Annotated in this window: 19 protein-coding genes; 10 read left to right on the top strand and 9 right to left on the bottom strand. The window is 61.2% G+C overall.

From position 1 onward, the window contains the following. Positions 1 to 16: 16 nt before the first annotated feature. A complete protein-coding gene (locus IAE77_RS15115) occupies positions 17 to 1291 on the top strand; it encodes an MFS transporter (RefSeq protein WP_294227877.1) in 1275 nt (424 codons plus the stop codon). A 22-nt stretch (positions 1292 to 1313) separates the two neighbouring features. Here the strand turns inward: IAE77_RS15115 and IAE77_RS15110 are convergent, their stop codons facing one another. From IAE77_RS15110 to IAE77_RS15085, 6 genes are all read right to left on the bottom strand, one after another. After that, the gene (locus IAE77_RS15110; protein WP_294227875.1) at positions 1314 to 1631 is read right to left on the bottom strand and encodes a heavy-metal-associated domain-containing protein; all 318 of its coding nucleotides are present in this window, start codon (positions 1629 to 1631) and stop codon (positions 1314 to 1316) included. Positions 1632 to 1645: 14 nt separating this feature from the next. Next, on the bottom strand, positions 1646 to 2374 hold the full coding sequence (locus tag IAE77_RS15105; protein ID WP_294227873.1) for an SCO family protein: 729 nt from the start codon (positions 2372 to 2374) through the stop codon (positions 1646 to 1648). Positions 2375 to 2378: 4 nt separating this feature from the next. Further along, complete coding sequence (locus IAE77_RS15100) at positions 2379 to 2951, bottom strand: cytochrome c (RefSeq protein WP_294227871.1); 573 nt, start codon at positions 2949 to 2951, stop codon at positions 2379 to 2381. Between the two features lie 454 nt (positions 2952 to 3405). Next, complete coding sequence (locus IAE77_RS15095; protein ID WP_294227869.1) at positions 3406 to 3819, bottom strand: hypothetical protein; 414 nt, start codon at positions 3817 to 3819, stop codon at positions 3406 to 3408. Positions 3820 to 4050: 231 nt separating this feature from the next. Beyond that, positions 4051 to 4764, bottom strand: a complete 714-nt coding sequence (locus IAE77_RS15090; RefSeq protein ID WP_294227867.1) for a hypothetical protein — start codon at positions 4762 to 4764, stop codon at positions 4051 to 4053. A 24-nt stretch (positions 4765 to 4788) separates the two neighbouring features. Beyond that, positions 4789 to 5529 (bottom strand): DUF1080 domain-containing protein, encoded by a 741-nt coding sequence (locus tag IAE77_RS15085; RefSeq protein WP_294227865.1) that lies wholly within the window; start codon positions 5527 to 5529, stop codon positions 4789 to 4791. Between the two features lie 43 nt (positions 5530 to 5572). Between IAE77_RS15085 and IAE77_RS15080 the strand changes: the two genes are divergently transcribed. Continuing rightward, on the top strand, positions 5573 to 6052 hold the full coding sequence (locus IAE77_RS15080; protein ID WP_294227860.1) for a VanZ family protein: 480 nt from the start codon (positions 5573 to 5575) through the stop codon (positions 6050 to 6052). 21 nt (positions 6053 to 6073) lie between these two features. On the opposite strand, the gene IAE77_RS15075 is transcribed toward IAE77_RS15080, so the two are convergent. Both IAE77_RS15075 and IAE77_RS15070 read right to left on the bottom strand, forming a co-directional pair. After that, positions 6074 to 7246: a complex I subunit 1 family protein gene (locus IAE77_RS15075; protein ID WP_294227859.1), complete on the bottom strand. Its 1173-nt coding sequence runs from the start codon at positions 7244 to 7246 to the stop codon at positions 6074 to 6076. Positions 7247 to 7337: 91 nt separating this feature from the next. Beyond that, positions 7338 to 7655: a DUF4282 domain-containing protein gene (locus tag IAE77_RS15070; RefSeq protein WP_294227857.1), complete on the bottom strand. Its 318-nt coding sequence runs from the start codon at positions 7653 to 7655 to the stop codon at positions 7338 to 7340. A 228-nt stretch (positions 7656 to 7883) separates the two neighbouring features. Here IAE77_RS15070 and IAE77_RS15065 point away from each other — a divergent pair, with 228 nt between their 5' ends. From IAE77_RS15065 to IAE77_RS15030, 8 genes are all read left to right on the top strand, one after another. Then, positions 7884 to 8891, top strand: coding sequence for a TraR/DksA C4-type zinc finger protein (locus tag IAE77_RS15065; RefSeq protein ID WP_294227855.1), 1008 nt, complete (start codon positions 7884 to 7886; stop codon positions 8889 to 8891). Between the two features lie 23 nt (positions 8892 to 8914). Beyond that, positions 8915 to 9088, top strand: coding sequence for a 50S ribosomal protein L33 (gene rpmG / locus IAE77_RS15060; protein ID WP_294227853.1), 174 nt, complete (start codon positions 8915 to 8917; stop codon positions 9086 to 9088). Between the two features lie 42 nt (positions 9089 to 9130). Continuing rightward, entirely contained in the window at positions 9131 to 9346 is a 216-nt protein-coding gene (gene rpsR / locus IAE77_RS15055) for a 30S ribosomal protein S18 (protein WP_294227851.1), read from the top strand. An 80-nt stretch (positions 9347 to 9426) separates the two neighbouring features. After that, on the top strand, positions 9427 to 10215 hold the full coding sequence (folE2, locus tag IAE77_RS15050; RefSeq protein ID WP_294227850.1) for a GTP cyclohydrolase FolE2: 789 nt from the start codon (positions 9427 to 9429) through the stop codon (positions 10213 to 10215). Next, entirely contained in the window at positions 10212 to 11249 is a 1038-nt protein-coding gene (locus IAE77_RS15045) for an L-threonylcarbamoyladenylate synthase (protein WP_294227849.1), read from the top strand. Before folE2 ends, IAE77_RS15045 begins: the two co-directional genes overlap by 4 nt. 50 nt (positions 11250 to 11299) lie before the next feature. Then, positions 11300 to 11944 (top strand): transposase, encoded by a 645-nt coding sequence (locus tag IAE77_RS15040; protein WP_294227847.1) that lies wholly within the window; start codon positions 11300 to 11302, stop codon positions 11942 to 11944. Next, complete coding sequence (gene murJ / locus IAE77_RS15035; protein ID WP_294227845.1) at positions 11941 to 13578, top strand: murein biosynthesis integral membrane protein MurJ; 1638 nt, start codon at positions 11941 to 11943, stop codon at positions 13576 to 13578. The genes IAE77_RS15040 and murJ overlap by 4 nt, the downstream gene beginning before the upstream one ends. A gap of 6 nt (positions 13579 to 13584) precedes the next feature. Further along, positions 13585 to 14184, top strand: coding sequence for a hypothetical protein (locus IAE77_RS15030; protein WP_294227843.1), 600 nt, complete (start codon positions 13585 to 13587; stop codon positions 14182 to 14184). A gap of 52 nt (positions 14185 to 14236) precedes the next feature. Here IAE77_RS15030 and IAE77_RS15025 read toward each other — a convergent pair whose 3' ends face one another. Continuing rightward, positions 14237 to 15499: a hypothetical protein gene (locus IAE77_RS15025; RefSeq protein ID WP_294227841.1), complete on the bottom strand. Its 1263-nt coding sequence runs from the start codon at positions 15497 to 15499 to the stop codon at positions 14237 to 14239. Positions 15500 to 15942 lie beyond the last annotated feature (443 nt).

Below are 15942 nucleotides of genomic sequence, written 5' to 3'. Positions count from 1 at the left end.
CTCAAATCGAGCCGCCATGATCTCCACTCCGAACAAATGGTATTCCTCCGTCACCCGCTATCAGTGGCTGGTGCTCGTTGTCGCGTCGTTGGGATGGATCTTCGATGCGTTTGAGGGGCAGATCTACAATCTGACGCGTGCGGACATGCTGCCGGACCTGCTGCATGTGAAGGCGGATGATCCGCTGGTGAAGCTGTGGGGGGAGCGCTTCCTCGGCATCTTCCTCATCGGCGGAACCTTCGGCGGTTTGTTGTTCAGCTCGCTGGCGGACAAGTGGGGCCGCAATCCGGTGATGGCGCTGACGATCCTGTTTTACTCCGTGTTTTCCGGCATCACGGCGTTTGCGGATCAAATCTGGCAGGTCGGCGCGCTGCGTTTCCTCGTGGCGATGGGTGTGGGCGGCGAATGGGCCGTCGGCGCGGCTTTGGTGGCCGAAGTATTTCCCAAAGAGGCCCGGGAGCGCGCGGGAGGCATCTTCCACGCGACGAGTGTGGCCGGCTTGTGGCTCGCGGCCGCCGCAGGACTGTGGGTGGGCACGGAATGGCGCACGGCGTATCTGCTGGGTGTCGCGCCGGCGTTGCTGGTGCTGTGGGTGCGCCTGAGCATCAAGGAGCCGGAGTCGTGGAAAGCGGCGCGTGAGACGAAAAAGGAGCGCATGGGCAGTTTCGGCGAATTGCTCGGCGATGCGCGATGGCGTTCACGCGCGGTGTTTGGCGCGATGCTGGCGATGGTGGGCCTCGCGACGTTTTGGGGCGTCGTGGTGGCCGGACAGGACATCGCGGCCGATTTCCTGAAGCGAGCGAATGATCCAGACTGGGCCAGCAAATCGAAGATCGCGTTTGGTTTCATCCAAACAGCGGGCGCAGGGGCTGGAATGGTCGCATTTGGGCCGCTGGCGGCACGTTGGGGCTGCAAGAAGACCTTTGTGGTCATGCATATCGCCGCACTGATCATGACGCCCATCGTTTGTTGGCTGCCGTCGCAAGTGAACAGCTATGCGGTGCTGCTCGTGCTGCTCCCGATGTTCGGCTTCTTCGCGCAGGGCATCCATGCGGGCTATGCGGCGTATTTCCCGGCGCTGTTTCCGACGCATCTTCGCGCCACCGGCTCCGGCTTCTGCTTCAACACGGGTCGTTTGCTCGCTGCGCCCGTTTTGATCTGGCTCTCCGCGTGGATGAAATCGACGATGGACCTTCGCATGGCGATCACGTGCCTCGGCGGCTTCTTCCTGCTGGGTCTGGTGTTCCTCGCCCTGCTGCCGGAGACGCATGGCGAGGAACTGCCCGAGTGACCGCAAGAGAGCCGCACGAGGCCTACTTCGACTTCACAAGCTTCAAGCTGCGCACGTCGTAGGTTTTCGCGTATTCGCCCAGTGCCTTGACGCATTCCTCGCGCGTGATCGCAGCATTGGCGGCGATGATTTCGAGTTTCGGCAGCCCGCCAGCGTCGTTGCGGAGGACCTTGACGCTTTCCACGCCTTTGATCTTGGAAAGCGCCGTCTGCACGTGGCTGCTGCAGACGCTGCACATGACGCCGGAGACCTCACCTTCATAGACAAAGGTCACAGGTTCCCCGCCGAAGCAGGAGGTGATGGAAAACAGGCCGAGCAGGAGGATGAGGATGTGTTTCATGGAGTTAGGGGCGTTTAGAGTTCGGGATGATCGAGGAGACGCTGGACATCACGGCCGAGTTTTTCGGTCATGAGCCGGGCGATCTCAGGTTGAGGGTGAAAAACGGAGTAGTAGCCGCGCACGCGGCCCTGGCGGTCCACGAGCACCAGACGCAGGTCGTGCTCATAGAGGTCGAGCGGATTGATGCGCTCCGGCTCGGGGATGGGTTTCGGTACCTGCATCAGAAGCTGCTGCGTCATGTAATCCCACGTGGCCTGCTGTGGTCCGGTGACAAACCACCACGGTTCTCCGGGCTTGACGCCGACACCTTCCGCGTAGGCCTGGAGGAACTGCGGTGTGTCGCGTTCCGGTGCGACGGCGAGGGAGACGAGATGGAAATCCGGCCGCGAGTGATGAGCATCGTGGAGTTTCTTCATCTCACCGACCACCGCGGCGCAACCATGCGGACAAACGGTGTATAAACAGGCCATGACGGTGACTTTTCCGCGCAGGCTGGAGAGCTTCACCGTCTGTCCGCTGCGCTCGGTGAGTTGAAGATCGCCGTCGATCCGGGCCACGACGGGAAGCGGTGGCTCCGGGAGGGACTGGTTCACCACGCGGCCGAAGTAAAGGCTGCCTGCCACCGCCAGGCCGATGCCGAGCATGATCCGCAGCCACGACCAGGCACCGATCGATGGGCCGGCGCTGCTGGAGGCGTAGCGGATGCTTGGCGGAGCCGATTCCTGCGGAGGTGAGGCGTTCATGGCGTCACTCGACGGGAATCTTTTGCAGCTCAGCCTCGGTCCACATGGCGGCGCGGGCTTTTTCCGCCTCGCGGATGGCTTTGACCTCGGCGGGAGAGACCGGACCGGCCTGGTTGCCGAAATTCGCGCGAACATAGGTGAGCACCCCGGCGATCTGATCATCGCTCAAGGCAGCTCCCTGCGGTGGCATGAGCGGTGCGGCGGACGTGAATGGCTTGCCGTTGAGCGTGAAGGCACCGGTGAAGCCGTGCAGCACCATGCGGATGAGTCGATCTGGCTTTTTCGCTCCGACCCAGTCCGAACTGGCCAGCGGCGGGAACATGTTCGGCAGCCCGAGACCCGTGGGCTGATGACAGGCACCGCAAACGGTGGAGTAGATGCGCTGTCCGGCGGTGGCCAGATCCTCGCCACCGCCCGCAGGGGCTGGAGATGGAGATGCGGCCGGGGCGGGAGCGGCAGTCACCACCGTGGCTGCGGGTGGCTTGGGACGCAGGGAGGCGACGCCGTTCCAGAAAAAGGCGACGAGCCAGAAGAGCAGGACGCTGGCGATGAAAACGCCCACACCGTAGGTGAGCATGTTGGTGATAAAGGAGACGAAGGCAGAGGGTTTGTTGGATGACGGGGACACAGGATGAAAAGGGGACGTGGGTGGAAAATGACTCGCCTGGAGGCATCGGCGGGCGCACAACGGACGCACCGGCATCGACGGGCCGGAATGGCGCATGGACGCACGATGCGTCCGGGGTGCCTCAACCAACGAGAAAGGGGTTTGCACAACCAGGCGACGGCATCGGTCCTTGTAAAACAAGAGGGAGGCGCACCTGGGATTTGTCGCCTCCGCCCGGAAACCGGCCGGACGGAGGCGTCTGATGGAAACACGGCTTTCACCGTGTCACTCTGTTCACCAGAAAGGGGAACCACGGCAGTCATGCGTGACTTCGGGGCAGATGTTCTGCCGCACGATGCTGCGGTGGAAAAAAGCCGGGCAGGAAGAGATGAACTCGCTGAACGAACGGCGATGCCTCCGTGCCTCAGGCCTGCAGGCGTCGCGGCGGCGGCGTTTCAGGCAGCTCGTTGCGACGCACAAGGTTCTCGCGATGAATCGCGAAGGAAAACTTCCGGGCTGGGGGAGCGGTGAGGCAGGGGATCTCGACGATCACCGCGTCGATCTTCTTGGCCGACTCACCCGACTGCTGCTGCGGCTGGTTCTGGCTCGAATCGCGGCCTTCCTTCACCTTGGCACAAAGCGGGCAACCGTGCTGGCCGTCGAAAGTCTTCTGCACCGCTTCGATCACCGCGCCTTCACGCACAAAGGAGATGAACATCCCTGTCCAGGCGATGCCTTGAAGCAGCGCCCACTGCAAACCGAGGGAGAGGCAGATCGCGCCGACCACCATCAGCCGCGCGATTTGCGGCAGCAGGGTGGAGGCAGTTCGGGCGGGCATGCACCGAGTATGGGAAACAGCTCGTCCAATGTCAAACAACGAGGCAGACAACTTCGTATGCATTGTCCTCGCATCATTTGCGCCACAGGCCTGCCGGCTGGTCGAAAATGATGATGATGACCTGAGCCCGGGCTGCGTCGTGCCAGGACGGCCCGATGTGACTGGCAGCAGGCCGGCTGCAATCAGCGATGAGCCCAGCCAACCCTGCTCAAGGAGACACTCGATACCATATCACCTCGACCAGCGTGAGCCGCTGGAAAGGCCCACGTGCCAGTTCCGGAGGTGCATGTCGGAGTAGTCGGTCTTGCCGAAGGCACCGACCATCTTGGCTCCGGTGGCGCTTTTCCACACCTTGCTGAAGCTTTCCGCCGTGTGGCAGCCCCAGCTCTGGCAGTAGGCGCTGTTGAGGATCGCGCTGCCGCTGATCTTGCGCAGGTCGTTCTGGTGCAGCCAGGCGCCGGAGGTGGCGTAGGTGTCGGAGCTGTAATCGAACATGAAGCTGTATTTGTTCGAGTGGCCGAAGTACTCGAAGCCGGAGATCTTCATGCTGCCGCGTTTCGGGCCGTGGTTGATGTATCGGATGAGCTCGTCGGTGCTGCGAAACCAAACGAGGTTGATGAACGGGTAGGCCTTGGGCACGGACTCGATGTTCTGCATCAGCGGCTGATGTTCCTCCGCGGCACGACGCACGTAGCCGTCCCGATAGACCAGCCAGGTGATGTGGGTGCCTGCGGGCACCGACTGGTGGATCTCCTGCATGCGCACACGGGCGGTGCGGATGAAATTCCCCCACCAGCGGTCATGCTGCTCGCCCGGCTTGCGCAGATCTTCAAACCGGCGCACCGCCGGGCCGCCGCTGACGACGAGGTACTCGGTGTCGGCGGCTGCCTGGGTGGCGAGGCCGCAGGTGAGCAGGAGGATCGCGGAAAAAATCGGGCGGGTCATGACAGCTTGAAGGGTGCCAGCGTCTTACTTGAGCTCGTTGAGCTTGATGTCCTTGAACTGAACCGTCATCGGGCCGCCGACATGGATTTGCAGGGCCAGGAGGCCTTCCTTGGCTCCCACGGCGGTCTCATCGGTCACATCGACGGTCTGCACGCCGTTGATGAAGTGCTGCAAGTGACCGCCTTTGGCGACGATCTTGTATTCGTTCCAGTCTTCGTTCTTGATCGAGGCCTGGATGGCGTCCGATTCACCCACGCTGCCGGTGACTTCGATGTTCGGGCCTTTCTTCACGTTGCCCTTCTTGTCGGTGGTTTCCTTGTCCCCTTCGTGAATCACGACCTTCTGGCCACGCAGGGCGAGGATGCCGCGGCCTTTCTCCTCATAAAGGATGCCGCTGTAGGTCTTGCCAGCCTCGAAATCGGCCTGGTAGCCGCTGATGATCGGGCCCTGGGCGCCTTTTTCGAGTTCCTTGCTGCGGTATTGGATGCCGGAGTTGCCGCCGATCATCTTGTACTTCAGCGTCAGCTCGAAATCCTTCACGGTGCCGTCACGCCAGACGAGGAAGGTGTTGTGCTTGAGGATGGATTTCCCGGGATTCGCGGGATCTTCGGGCGTTTTGCCGGTGATCGCCCCGTCCTGCACGCTCCACAGCTCCGCGTTGCCATCCCAGCCGCTCAGATCCTTGCCGTTGAAGAGTTCTTTTTCTTCCGCGCCTGCGAATGAGACAGCGGCGAGCAAAACAGCGAGCGTGAGAGGTAATTTCATGGTGGAGAAGGTTGGAAACGGGCGAGGTGTAACGCGAAGGCGCATGGTTGTCTATCGCTTTGGAGGCTGCGGCTACGCGCTTGCGGTTTGCCCGATCAGCGATACACGGCGGATGATGCAACTGCCGCGTTTCCTTCTCGCTCCGGCGCTCTGGCGCATACTCGTGATCGTGTGGGCCGGTGTCCTGTGGTGGCTCTCATCGCAAAGCTCCCTGCCTCAGCCCGCTTCCTTTGAAGGCGTGGACAAGCTGGAGCACACTGCGTACTTCGCGGCCGGCGGCGCCTGCTTCCTCCTGGGCCTGCGCCTGGCCGGGCTGGTGAAGCGCACGTTCGACGCTGTGGCGGTGACGGTGCTGTTTTGCGCGATCGTCGGGGGAGTGGACGAATGGCACCAGATGCACACGCCGGGCCGCAGCGGCGGCGACATCGCCGACTGGCTGGCGGACAGCGTCGGCGGCATCATCGGTGCGTTTGCAGCGCTGGCCGTGCAGCGCTGGTTTGGACGGGACGAAGCCGCTGCCTGAGGAAAAGTGGCCCTCAGGGCCTCACTTCAGCGGAAACCACCACATCAGCAAGGCTGTGAGGAAGACGTTCGCGAGGGCGAGTTCGAAGAACACCTTCCAACCGAGCGCCATGAGCTGGTCGAAACGGAAACGCGGCAGCGTCCAGCGGATGACGATGAAGAAAACGATGAAGCAGAACACCTTCGCGAAGAACGTGCCGATGTGCAGCAAGCCCAGCCACCAGGGCGTGTTCCCAGGCTGGTAGTCGAGGCCCAGATACGGGGCGAAGGGGATGCTCCAGCCGCCCAGGAACAGCGTCACCGCAAGGCCGGAACCGATGATCATCGCGGCGTACTCACCCAGGAAGAACAGCGCGAATTTCATCGAGCTATACTCGGTGTGGTAGCCGGCCACGAGTTCCGTTTCGCACTCGGCGAGGTCGAAAGGCAGACGGTTTGTCTCAGCGAACATGGAAACGGTGAAGATGCAGAACGAAATGACGATCGGGATCAGCAGCACCCAGCGGGCAAGGCTCAAGCCCTCCCCCCACATCGGCAGCAGCAGCCAGCCGTTGGCATCCTGGAAGGCGGACATCTTCGTCAGGTTCAGTTCGCCGAAAATCATCAGCACCGGAATGATTGAAAGACCAAGCGAGATCTCATACGAGATCATCTGGGCGCTGGAGCGCACGCCGCCGAGGAAGGGATATTTGGAATTCGAGGCCCAGCCGGCCAGCACGATGCCGTAAACGCCAAGCGAGGCGATGGCGAAGGTGAATAGCGGACCCACGCTCAGGTCAGCAATCACCAGTTTGATCGGCTCCGCCAGCCCGAGGAAGGAAAGGTCCAGCTCACTGCCGAAGGGGATGACGCAGCAGGTGAGCAGCGCCGGCACCATCGTGAGGCAGGGAGCCAGCCAGTAGTAGAATTTGCGCACATGCGCAGGCACGAAATCCTCCTTCAGGATGAATTTCAGGCCGTCTGCCGCCGCCTGAGCCAGACCGCCGATGCCGAAGGGCTGCCAGTCTTTCTTGAAGCCGAACAGAGTCAGTGGCACGCCCACACGGTTCGGACCCACACGGTCCTGGATGACAGCGGAGATGCGGCGTTCAAAGTAAACCGAGATCGAGACCAGTGGCAGGATCACCAGGAAGGTCAGGAACACGATCTTTCCCACCGAGGCGGCGAGCGCAATGAGATCGACGTTGGCAAGCAAGGGAGAGAACATCAGCGGGGCGATTATCCGGGAGGCAGCAGGAGCGGCAACCCGAATTTGTGAAAAGTTTCACAAAGTCCCGCTGCGGTGGTCAAACGGGTGGATTGGCAGGCGGATTGGCCACAGTCCGGACAGCCTCCTCCTCAGATAACGGCGCGATCCTGTCCGCAATGCGAAACACTGCCAGAATCAGCTCCACGGTCACCCGGGCAAAGATGAGGTAGAGCAGGAACGCCACCGGGGCCGTGATGATGGTGAACAAGCCGGACAAAGTTCCCGATTTGAAGCCGCTGAACATCCACGACGCGGCGTAAAAGACCGCCGCCAGCAGGCTCAGCACATACAGCATGCGCACCAGACGCGGAGTCACGAAGCGTTTGAAGGACAGGTCCAGGACCAGGTCGAGCACGGCTCGGATTTGCTGCCACAGGCTGGACAGTACGGAAGTGGGGGAGTTTGAGGCGCTCATGCGGGCCAGCGTAGTGCCGGCAGCGCCTCTGGCAACCGGCCAGAACACGCCTCGGAATAGTGGTTGCACGCACTGGCAACCACAGGCAGAATCCGCGCCTCTTTTTCCGCCCCATCCCTGGACGCGGTGATCGAGACGCTCATTCGACAACCCCATACCGTCAAAGCCATGCCTGCGAAATCCAAAAAGCCCGCAGCTAAAAAGCCTGCCGCCAAACCCGCCAAGAATGCTCCCGTCAAAGCGGTGAAGTCGAAGAGCAAACCGGCCTCGAAAAAGCCTGCTCCCAAGGCAGCGAAGCCGCAGAGCAAAGCCGTCTCCCCAAAGCCCGCCACCAAGGCGGCGCAAAAGAAACCCTCTCCTATACCAGTGAAGAAAGCAGCCCCCAAGAAAGCTCCCGCCCCTGCCAAAAAAGTTCCCGCGAAGAAAGCCCCCGCAGCCGCCAAGAAGGCTGTGGCCAAACCCGCCCCCAAGCCTGCCGCACCTGCCAAGAAAGCCGCCGCCCCAGTGAAAGCGGCCAAACCAGCGCCCGCTCCGGCCCCGGCCAAGCCCTCGAAGCCCGCTCCCGCACCTGCCACCACCAAGGCCCGCGCCACGACCACCGGCACGCCTCGCAGCCGTTCCAAGCACGAGGATGAAGGCATCACCATCGAGATCGCCAAGGGTCCGGTGAAGATGACGCCCTTCCTCAAGAAGCAGAAGCAGCGCCTCGTCGAACTGCGCGACGCCTATCTCAACTCCATCGAAGGCGTGGCCAGCGAAACCATCCGCAACGATGGCGGCAGCGCAGCCGCCTTCGGCATGCATCAGGCGGATGCCGGCAGCGACGCGTATGACCGCGACTTCGCCCTCAGCCTTCTCGGCAAGGAACAGGACGCCCTTTATGAGATCAACGAGGCCCTCAAACGCATCGAGACCGGCACCTACGGCCTCTGCGAGGGCACCGGTGAACGCATCCCTGAGGAGCGCCTCGAAGCCATGCCTTTCGCACGCTATTCGGTGACCTATCAGGAAAAGATCGAGCGTAGCCAGATGTCCGGCCGCTGGAGCCGCCCCGTCCACTCCCTCTTTGGCCTCGACAACGCCGACGACGCTGCGGATGACGACAAGGACGAGGACGAGGCGCCAGCCTCCAATAACAACAACTCCGGCGAATCGCTTGACTTCTCCAAGGAGTGACCTAGCCTCCGCGCCCCAAATTTATGCCGCGAGAAATCATCATCCTCGAATGCACCGAAGCGAAGGAAGCAGGAATGCCGACCTCACGCTACGTGACCACGCGCAACAAGAAGAGCGTCCGCACCCCGGGCCGTCTTGAGAAGGTGAAGTTCAATCACTTCATGAAGAAGCGCACCCTTCATCGCGAAATCCGCTAAACCCCGACACAGACCGTTATGCAGCCGAAGACCAAAGAACGCATGTCCAACTTCCGTCGCGCGAATCGCAAGATGCCGCGCCGCCGTGTGGACATCCCGGTGGAAAAGATCATTTACACCAATCCGGAATTGCTCACCCGCTTCACCACGGAATCCGGCAAACTCATCCCCCGCCGCGTCACCGGTCTCCCCGCCTGGCTGCATCGCAAGGTCGTGCGCGAAGTGAAGCGCGCCCGCGCCGTCAATCTGCTGCCCTGATCAGTCTCCGGCATTGAATCCTGACCCGATCCCACTGTTGCACCCTGCGGCAGTGGGATTTTTGTCTCCCTGAAAACTGCATGCCTGCCCTCAAAGACACGCAAAGCGAACGTGACGAACGCCGTCTGCCCATCGACCGCGTCGGTGTGCGCAGCCTGCGCTTCCCCTTGAGCATCCGCGACCGCGACGCGGCCGTGCAGCACACCGTCGCCACCGTTTCCCTGGCCGTCGATCTGCCGCACCACTTCAAAGGCACCCACATGAGCCGCTTTGTCGAGGTCCTGCACTCCCACGGCACCGAACTGACTGTCTCGAACATCGTCGCCATGCCGCATGAGCTCATGAAAAAGCTCCACGCGGACAAGGCCCACGTCGAAATGCGCTTCCCCTACTTTCGCTCGAAGAAGGCGCCCGTCTCCGGTGCTGAAGGACTGCTCGACTACGGTGTCATCTTCGAGGTCAATGCCGACAAGGACAAGACCGACTTCGTCCTCACCGTCGAAGTGCCCGTCACCACCCTCTGCCCGTGCTCAAAGGCCATCAGCGCCCGCGGCGCCCACAACCAGCGCGGCAATGTCACCCTCTCCGTGCGTTTCTCGGAGCCCGTCTGGATCGAGGACCTCATCGAACTCGTCGAATCCAGTGCCAGCAGCGAGCTTTTCAGCATCCTCAAGCGTCCCGACGAAAAACACGTCACCGAGGTCGCCTACGACAACCCCGTCTTTGTCGAGGATCTCGTGCGCAATGTCGCCATGAAGACCAAGGCGCACGCCCGAATCACCTGGTTCCGCGTCGAGGCCGAGAACTTCGAATCCATCCACAATCACAACGCCTGGGCGGTGATTGAGAGCCACAACACGTTGTCATGAGCCACATCACCGCCGTCCTCCGCACAGACGAGCCACACCTGATGCATCAGGCGGTCGATGAAGCCGTGCGTCTGCTGCGCGAAGGCGAAATTGTCGCCCTGCCGACGGAAACGGTCTATGGCCTCGCGGCCAACGCGCTCGATCCGGCTGCGGTGACGAAAATCTTCGAGGCGAAAGAGCGCCCCACCTTTGATCCGCTCATTGTGCACCTGCCTCGCAAGGAGCAGCTCGACCTCGTGGCCGATGTTCCGCAGGAGATCGCGCACACGGTCAAACAGCTCAGCGAACGCTTCTGGCCCGGCCCGCTGACGATCCTGCTGCCGAAAAAACCTGTCGTTCCCGACATCGTCACCGCCGGACTCCCCACCGTGGCCGTGCGCGTCAGCTCGAATCCGATCTTCAAACGCGTCATCAGCGCGCTCGACAAGCCTCTCGCGGCACCCAGCGCGAATCGTTTTGGCTCCATCAGCCCCACCTCGGCCAGCGCGGTGCTTTCCGAACTCGACGGCCGCATTCACCTCATCGTCGATGCCGGTGCCTGCCTCTTCGGCCTCGAATCGACCATCATCCGCATCGAACCCGGCTCTCCGAAGCCACTGATCACGATTGTTCGCCCCGGTCCGCTCACACCGGACGATTTGAAGCCCTTCGGCAAAGTCAAAGTCGCCATTCGCAGTGTCATCGACGGTCCGGCAGACTCCCCTGGCCAGCTTGCCTCCCACTACGCCCCGCGCACGCCGCTGCGTTTGCTCTCACGCCCTTCTGACTTCATTCCCGAGCATGGAAAACGTTATGCGTTGCTCAGCTATCGGGGCGAGGAGAAGGACGGCTACCTCAATCTCTGCGACTGGGAGGAAATCATGATGCTCAGTCCCGGCAACGGCAAGCTCCCCGAGGCTGCCGTGCGTTTTTTCCACGTCCTCCGCCGTCTCGACGAGCTCGGCGTGGACGAAATCATTGCGGAACCGTTGCATGAACACGGCATGGGCATCGCCATGATGGACAAATTGCGGCGCGCCAGCGTCCGCCTGTAGTGCAACCGTCCCGGTTGCAGTCTTTGCCGCTGTCGCCACAGTCGTTCCGCTTGAAAAAGGCCGTCCTCAACATCTTCGACGACTTCACGTTTTTCGACCCACGTGCGGATATCGACGTCTCCCGACGCAACCTTCCACACTGGCAGCAGGAGGGGCGGACCTATTTCATCACTTTTCGGCTGAATGACTCCCTGCCCCAGGAAAAACTTGAGGCATTGAGAAGAGACCGTGCCGAATGGCTCAACAAAAACCCCGAGCCGTGGCCTTCCACGCTGCGATCCGAATACCACGAGCTGTTTTCCAAGAAAGTGCAGGAATGGCTGGACGCGGGTCATGGTTCCTGCCTTCTCAAAGATCCACTCTGCTCGAGGATCGTCGCGGACGCCCTGCGGCATTTCGATGGTGAGCGTTATGATCTGGCGGCCTGGGTGGTGATGCCCAACCATGTCCACGCCCTCGTGACTCCGCGTACCGGATTTGCGCTGGGGAAGATCCTCCACTCGTGGAAGTCTTTCAGCGCTCACGAGATCAATAAGCAGACTGGCAGGAAGGGCGATGTCTGGCAGCACGAGACGTATGATCACATTGTGCGTGATCCAGACTCCCTTTGGCATTTTGCCAAATACATTGTGGACAATCCACGCCAGGCTGGCCTGCATGTGCCGCATGTTGAATCCCGCATCAAAGTAACATGAGCATCACATCAGAACGGACGACAGAGAGCAAGCCGGAGGCTTGCACCACGGCCCGGTCCACCGGGATCGTCTCCATCGCCATCCTCTGCAGCCGCGTCCTCGGACTAGTGCGTGATCAGTTGTTGAACGGCTTCTTCGGCTCCGCGTTCACCGGCATTTTCACCGCCGCGTTTCGCACCCCGAACATGCTGCGCGACCTTTTTGCCGAGGGGGCGCTCTCGACGGCTTTCGTCACCACGTTCTCGAAAAAGATGAAAACGGAGGGCGACGAAGCCGCCTGGGTGCTCGGTCGCAAGATGATCTCGCTCTCCATCTGGTTCATGAGCATCGTCGCGCTGGCTGGAGTGCTCCTGGCACCCTGGATTTTCCGTTTGCTCACCCCGGGACTCGACGAGCCGGCCAAAGTGCTCGGCACCTGGCTCGCGCAGATCATGTATCCCTTCATCGCCATCGTGTCCGTCACCGCGCTGGTGATGGGCATGCTGAACTCGAAGAAGGTGTTCTTCATTCCTGCGGTTGCATCAGCGTTCTTCAACCTGGGCTGCATCGTTGGCGGGGTGATTCTCGCCTGGATCATCGATCCAGGCTTCCGCAACGGACACGTCAGCGAGCGAGGCCTCACCGGCTTCGCCATCGGCACTTTGATCGGAGGTGTGCTGCAACTTGCCGTTCAACTGCCCTCGCTTCACCGGGTCGGTTTTCGATTCCGTTTTGACTTCGGCTGCAAAGACCCGGCCGTGAAGGAGGTGCTGCACCTCATGTGGCCCTCCATGCTCGCCGCCAGCGGCACACAGGTCACGGTGCTGCTGAACTCGATCTTTGCCTCCTACACCGCCGGCAAAGAATCCTCCTTGGCGTGGCTGGCGAACGCGCAACGCCTCCAGCAGCTCCCGCTCGGGCTTTTCGGCGTTGCCGTTGCCACGGTGACGCTGCCCATGCTGTCGCGTCTTGCCACCGAGGGCATGACGCCCGCGTTTCGCGGCGCCTTGGCGAAGGGATTGCGCCTCGTGCTCTTCCTCACGCTGCCATGCGCGGTCGGGCTGGCTCTGCTCGCCAAAGAGATCATCTCCGTCATCTTCGAGCACGGCAAATTCACCGCGCACGACGTGACGAACACCGCCGCGCCACTCCAGGCCTATGCGTTCGGTTTGATCTTCTACTCCGCCATCAAGGTGCTCCAGCCCGCCTTTTACACGATCAACCGTCGCTTCATCCCCATGCTCATCAGCATCGGCGTCATCGTGCTGAACGTCGTTCTGAACTCGACCACGGTCTTCCTCCTGCACTGGGATCACACCGCGCTGGCATGGGCCACAGCTCTTGGATTGTTGCTGAACTTCCTCACGCTTTATCTCTGCATGCGCAAGTTCGCCTCGGGGCTGGAAACCGGCTCCCTCGTGCGATCGCTGCTCCGGCTCGGCGTTGCTGTCGTGGTCATGTCCGCCATCTGCCTCGCAGTCAAATTCACCGCCATGTCCGACTGGGCCAGCCTGCGTTTCCTGCCCCGCTGCGCTCTTCTCGGAATCACGATCAGCGCATCGGCTGCCGCCTACTTTGCCGTCACCAAGGCGCTCAAAGTCGAGGAATCCGGAGAGTTTCTGTCGTTGTTGGGCCGTCGCTTTGGCAAACGCTAGCCTTCCATGAATCTCCAGCGCTTCTGGCTTCAGATTGCCGCCTTTCTCGTCCTCGTCTGGGGTGCGGTGGCTGCCGTCATGTGGGTGACGGAGGATTCGGTCTTCACACCGGAAAAAACACTGGCTCTCATGAACGAGGCCCCGTGGTTTGAAGATGAAAACCTCGGTCATGAGCAACGCCAGCAGCATCTCGACAAGGTGATCACCAACGTGGTCAAACTCGACTACTCCCAGCGCAGCACCATGCGCGAGGACGGCCAGGAGACGATCGACCGCTTCATGAAATCCCTCACCGACGAGGAAAAGGGCGAATACATCGGCCGCGTCGTCGAGGAACACTTCAAAGGAGCGATGAAAGGCATCGAAAAGCTGCCTCCCGATGACCGTCGTCGCATCATCGGCGGCATTCATCGTGATTTGAAGAAGCGCACCGCCCAGAACCCGGAGATGCAGCTCCTCATCGACCAGGATGCCGGCTCCTTTGAAAAGAACTTCACCCAGGACATGGGCTTCTTCTTCAAGAACGCCCCGCTCAGCGCCAAACTCGAGATGGCCCCCATGTTCGAGGCCATGCACGCCCGCATGCAGGGCCTGCGCATGCGATAAAGTGGTCCAGTTGCGCCGCAACTGGTCAGACTCTTGTTGCGCCGCAACAAGCCTACTTCTTCCAGCCCATCGGCTGCGTCCACGCCATCTCGATCTGGTCCTTGAAGGACGGGTTGGGATGCGGTTTGGACGAGACGATCGATGCGCGGAAGTACAGTTCCTTGCCGGACGGCTTCCAGGTGATCTCCGTGCCTTCCAGCGTCGCCAACGTGCGCCCGACGTCGTCCGAATACAGCTTCCGGGTCGGATACGTGTCTCCAGGAGGCGTGGCGACTTCCTTGGTGGCGGTGTCGTAGCCCTGAAGCGTGCCTCGGATCTCGGTGGTGTATTTCACGCCGGGTTCGGCATGAATGCGAATGCGCAGCTCGCCATTGGCAAAGCTCACGTCATCCAGCGTGACACCTGAGGAGGCGTAGAAATCACCCGCTTTCATCGCTTTCACGATTTCATCCGGGTCGAGTTTCGCAGCACGCACCATGACCCAGCCCCGTCCCGGGCTGCTCTCCTCACCGTGGTAATGATGCGAGTCATCGGTGCCGACGCCATACAGCGGCGGCGCCTTGAACTGCGCGATGCGCAGCGTGTTCGCGATGTCCCACAGCTTTTCGTGCCCCACGCGTGTCTCATCGCCCAGCCAATTGATTCCGGGGTGGCCGTTGTAGATCTCCCAGAAGTTTTCCTCCAGCACCGCGGCCATGTCCTCGGCGGTGAAAGCCCAGCGGAAGTTCGGATGGTTGATGTGCGTGAACATCGGCACGCCAAGACGCTGCGACTGCTCATTCACCATCTTGAGGTTGGCCCGCAGCACCTCCTGGATGCTGCTGAGATCCTTGATGGGCTTGATCTCCTCCCGCAGGTTCACCGCGTTCATGTGGACGGGCGCTTTGCCCAGACCGGCGCTGATTTCCTCTGCCTGAACGATGAGAAACTTGTCCTTCTCCTCCAGCAGCGGACGGTACTCCTCCAGTTTTTTCAACCGCACCTCCGTCACGCCATCCTTCTCCCGTGTGGTGACCCACTCATCACCAAACCGGGCGCGATACTTGTCCATCGTCGTTTTTCCCAGCGCCTTGCGTCGCTTTTCGACCGCAGGCACGCCCATCCACACCTCCTTGGCCTGAAGCACGTTGTGGTCGGAGATCGCCAGGAAGTCGTAGCCCTTCTTCTTGTACCAGTCGGTGATCATCTCCGGGAAATCATTCCCGTCGCTCCACAGCGAATGCGTGTGCGTGTTGCCCTTGAACCATTTCGGCTCCTGGGCAGTAGAGGTGTGAAAAGAGACGAGGACGAGAAGACTGAGCAGGGTTGGGCGCATGGAATGAGAACGTGGGCAATGAGCTGGAATTGCTCAATTGAATGAGCCGCCCCCCCCGCGATCCTGAAGAAAAAACTTTGTCCACCTTTCGCGGGGTCATGGAACATCCCTTTGAATGGGATTCCAACGTTACGCTCCATTCGCAGAGATCATCCTGAGTCGAGTCTCGCCCCGTCAGGGCTGCACCGAACACGGAATCGCGGTCGTGGTTTGAAACCCAGGGCTTCGCCCGTGGGCTGAGGAATGCCGCGCCGTTGGCGCTGACTCGCCGCGCAGGTTCCCGGCTGTCGATTTGCCGGCCTGCGGGTGTGCGGTCCTTGAGCCTGCCGCGTCGTTTCACGTTGCAGGTTCCAAGTTTCACCATGCTTCGCCGCCGCGGCAGCGTCCTGGAGTGCGCCGGCCCTCCGGCGCTTTCGAGCGTCCTCGGGCCTGCGAAAAGCTCC

Source organism: Prosthecobacter sp. (assembly GCF_014879935.1).
In the GTDB taxonomy this organism is placed as follows: Bacteria; Verrucomicrobiota; Verrucomicrobiia; order Verrucomicrobiales; family Verrucomicrobiaceae; genus Prosthecobacter.
The sequence above is the reverse complement of the archived record's forward strand: the minus strand, read 5'-3'. Positions and strand labels throughout refer to the sequence as shown.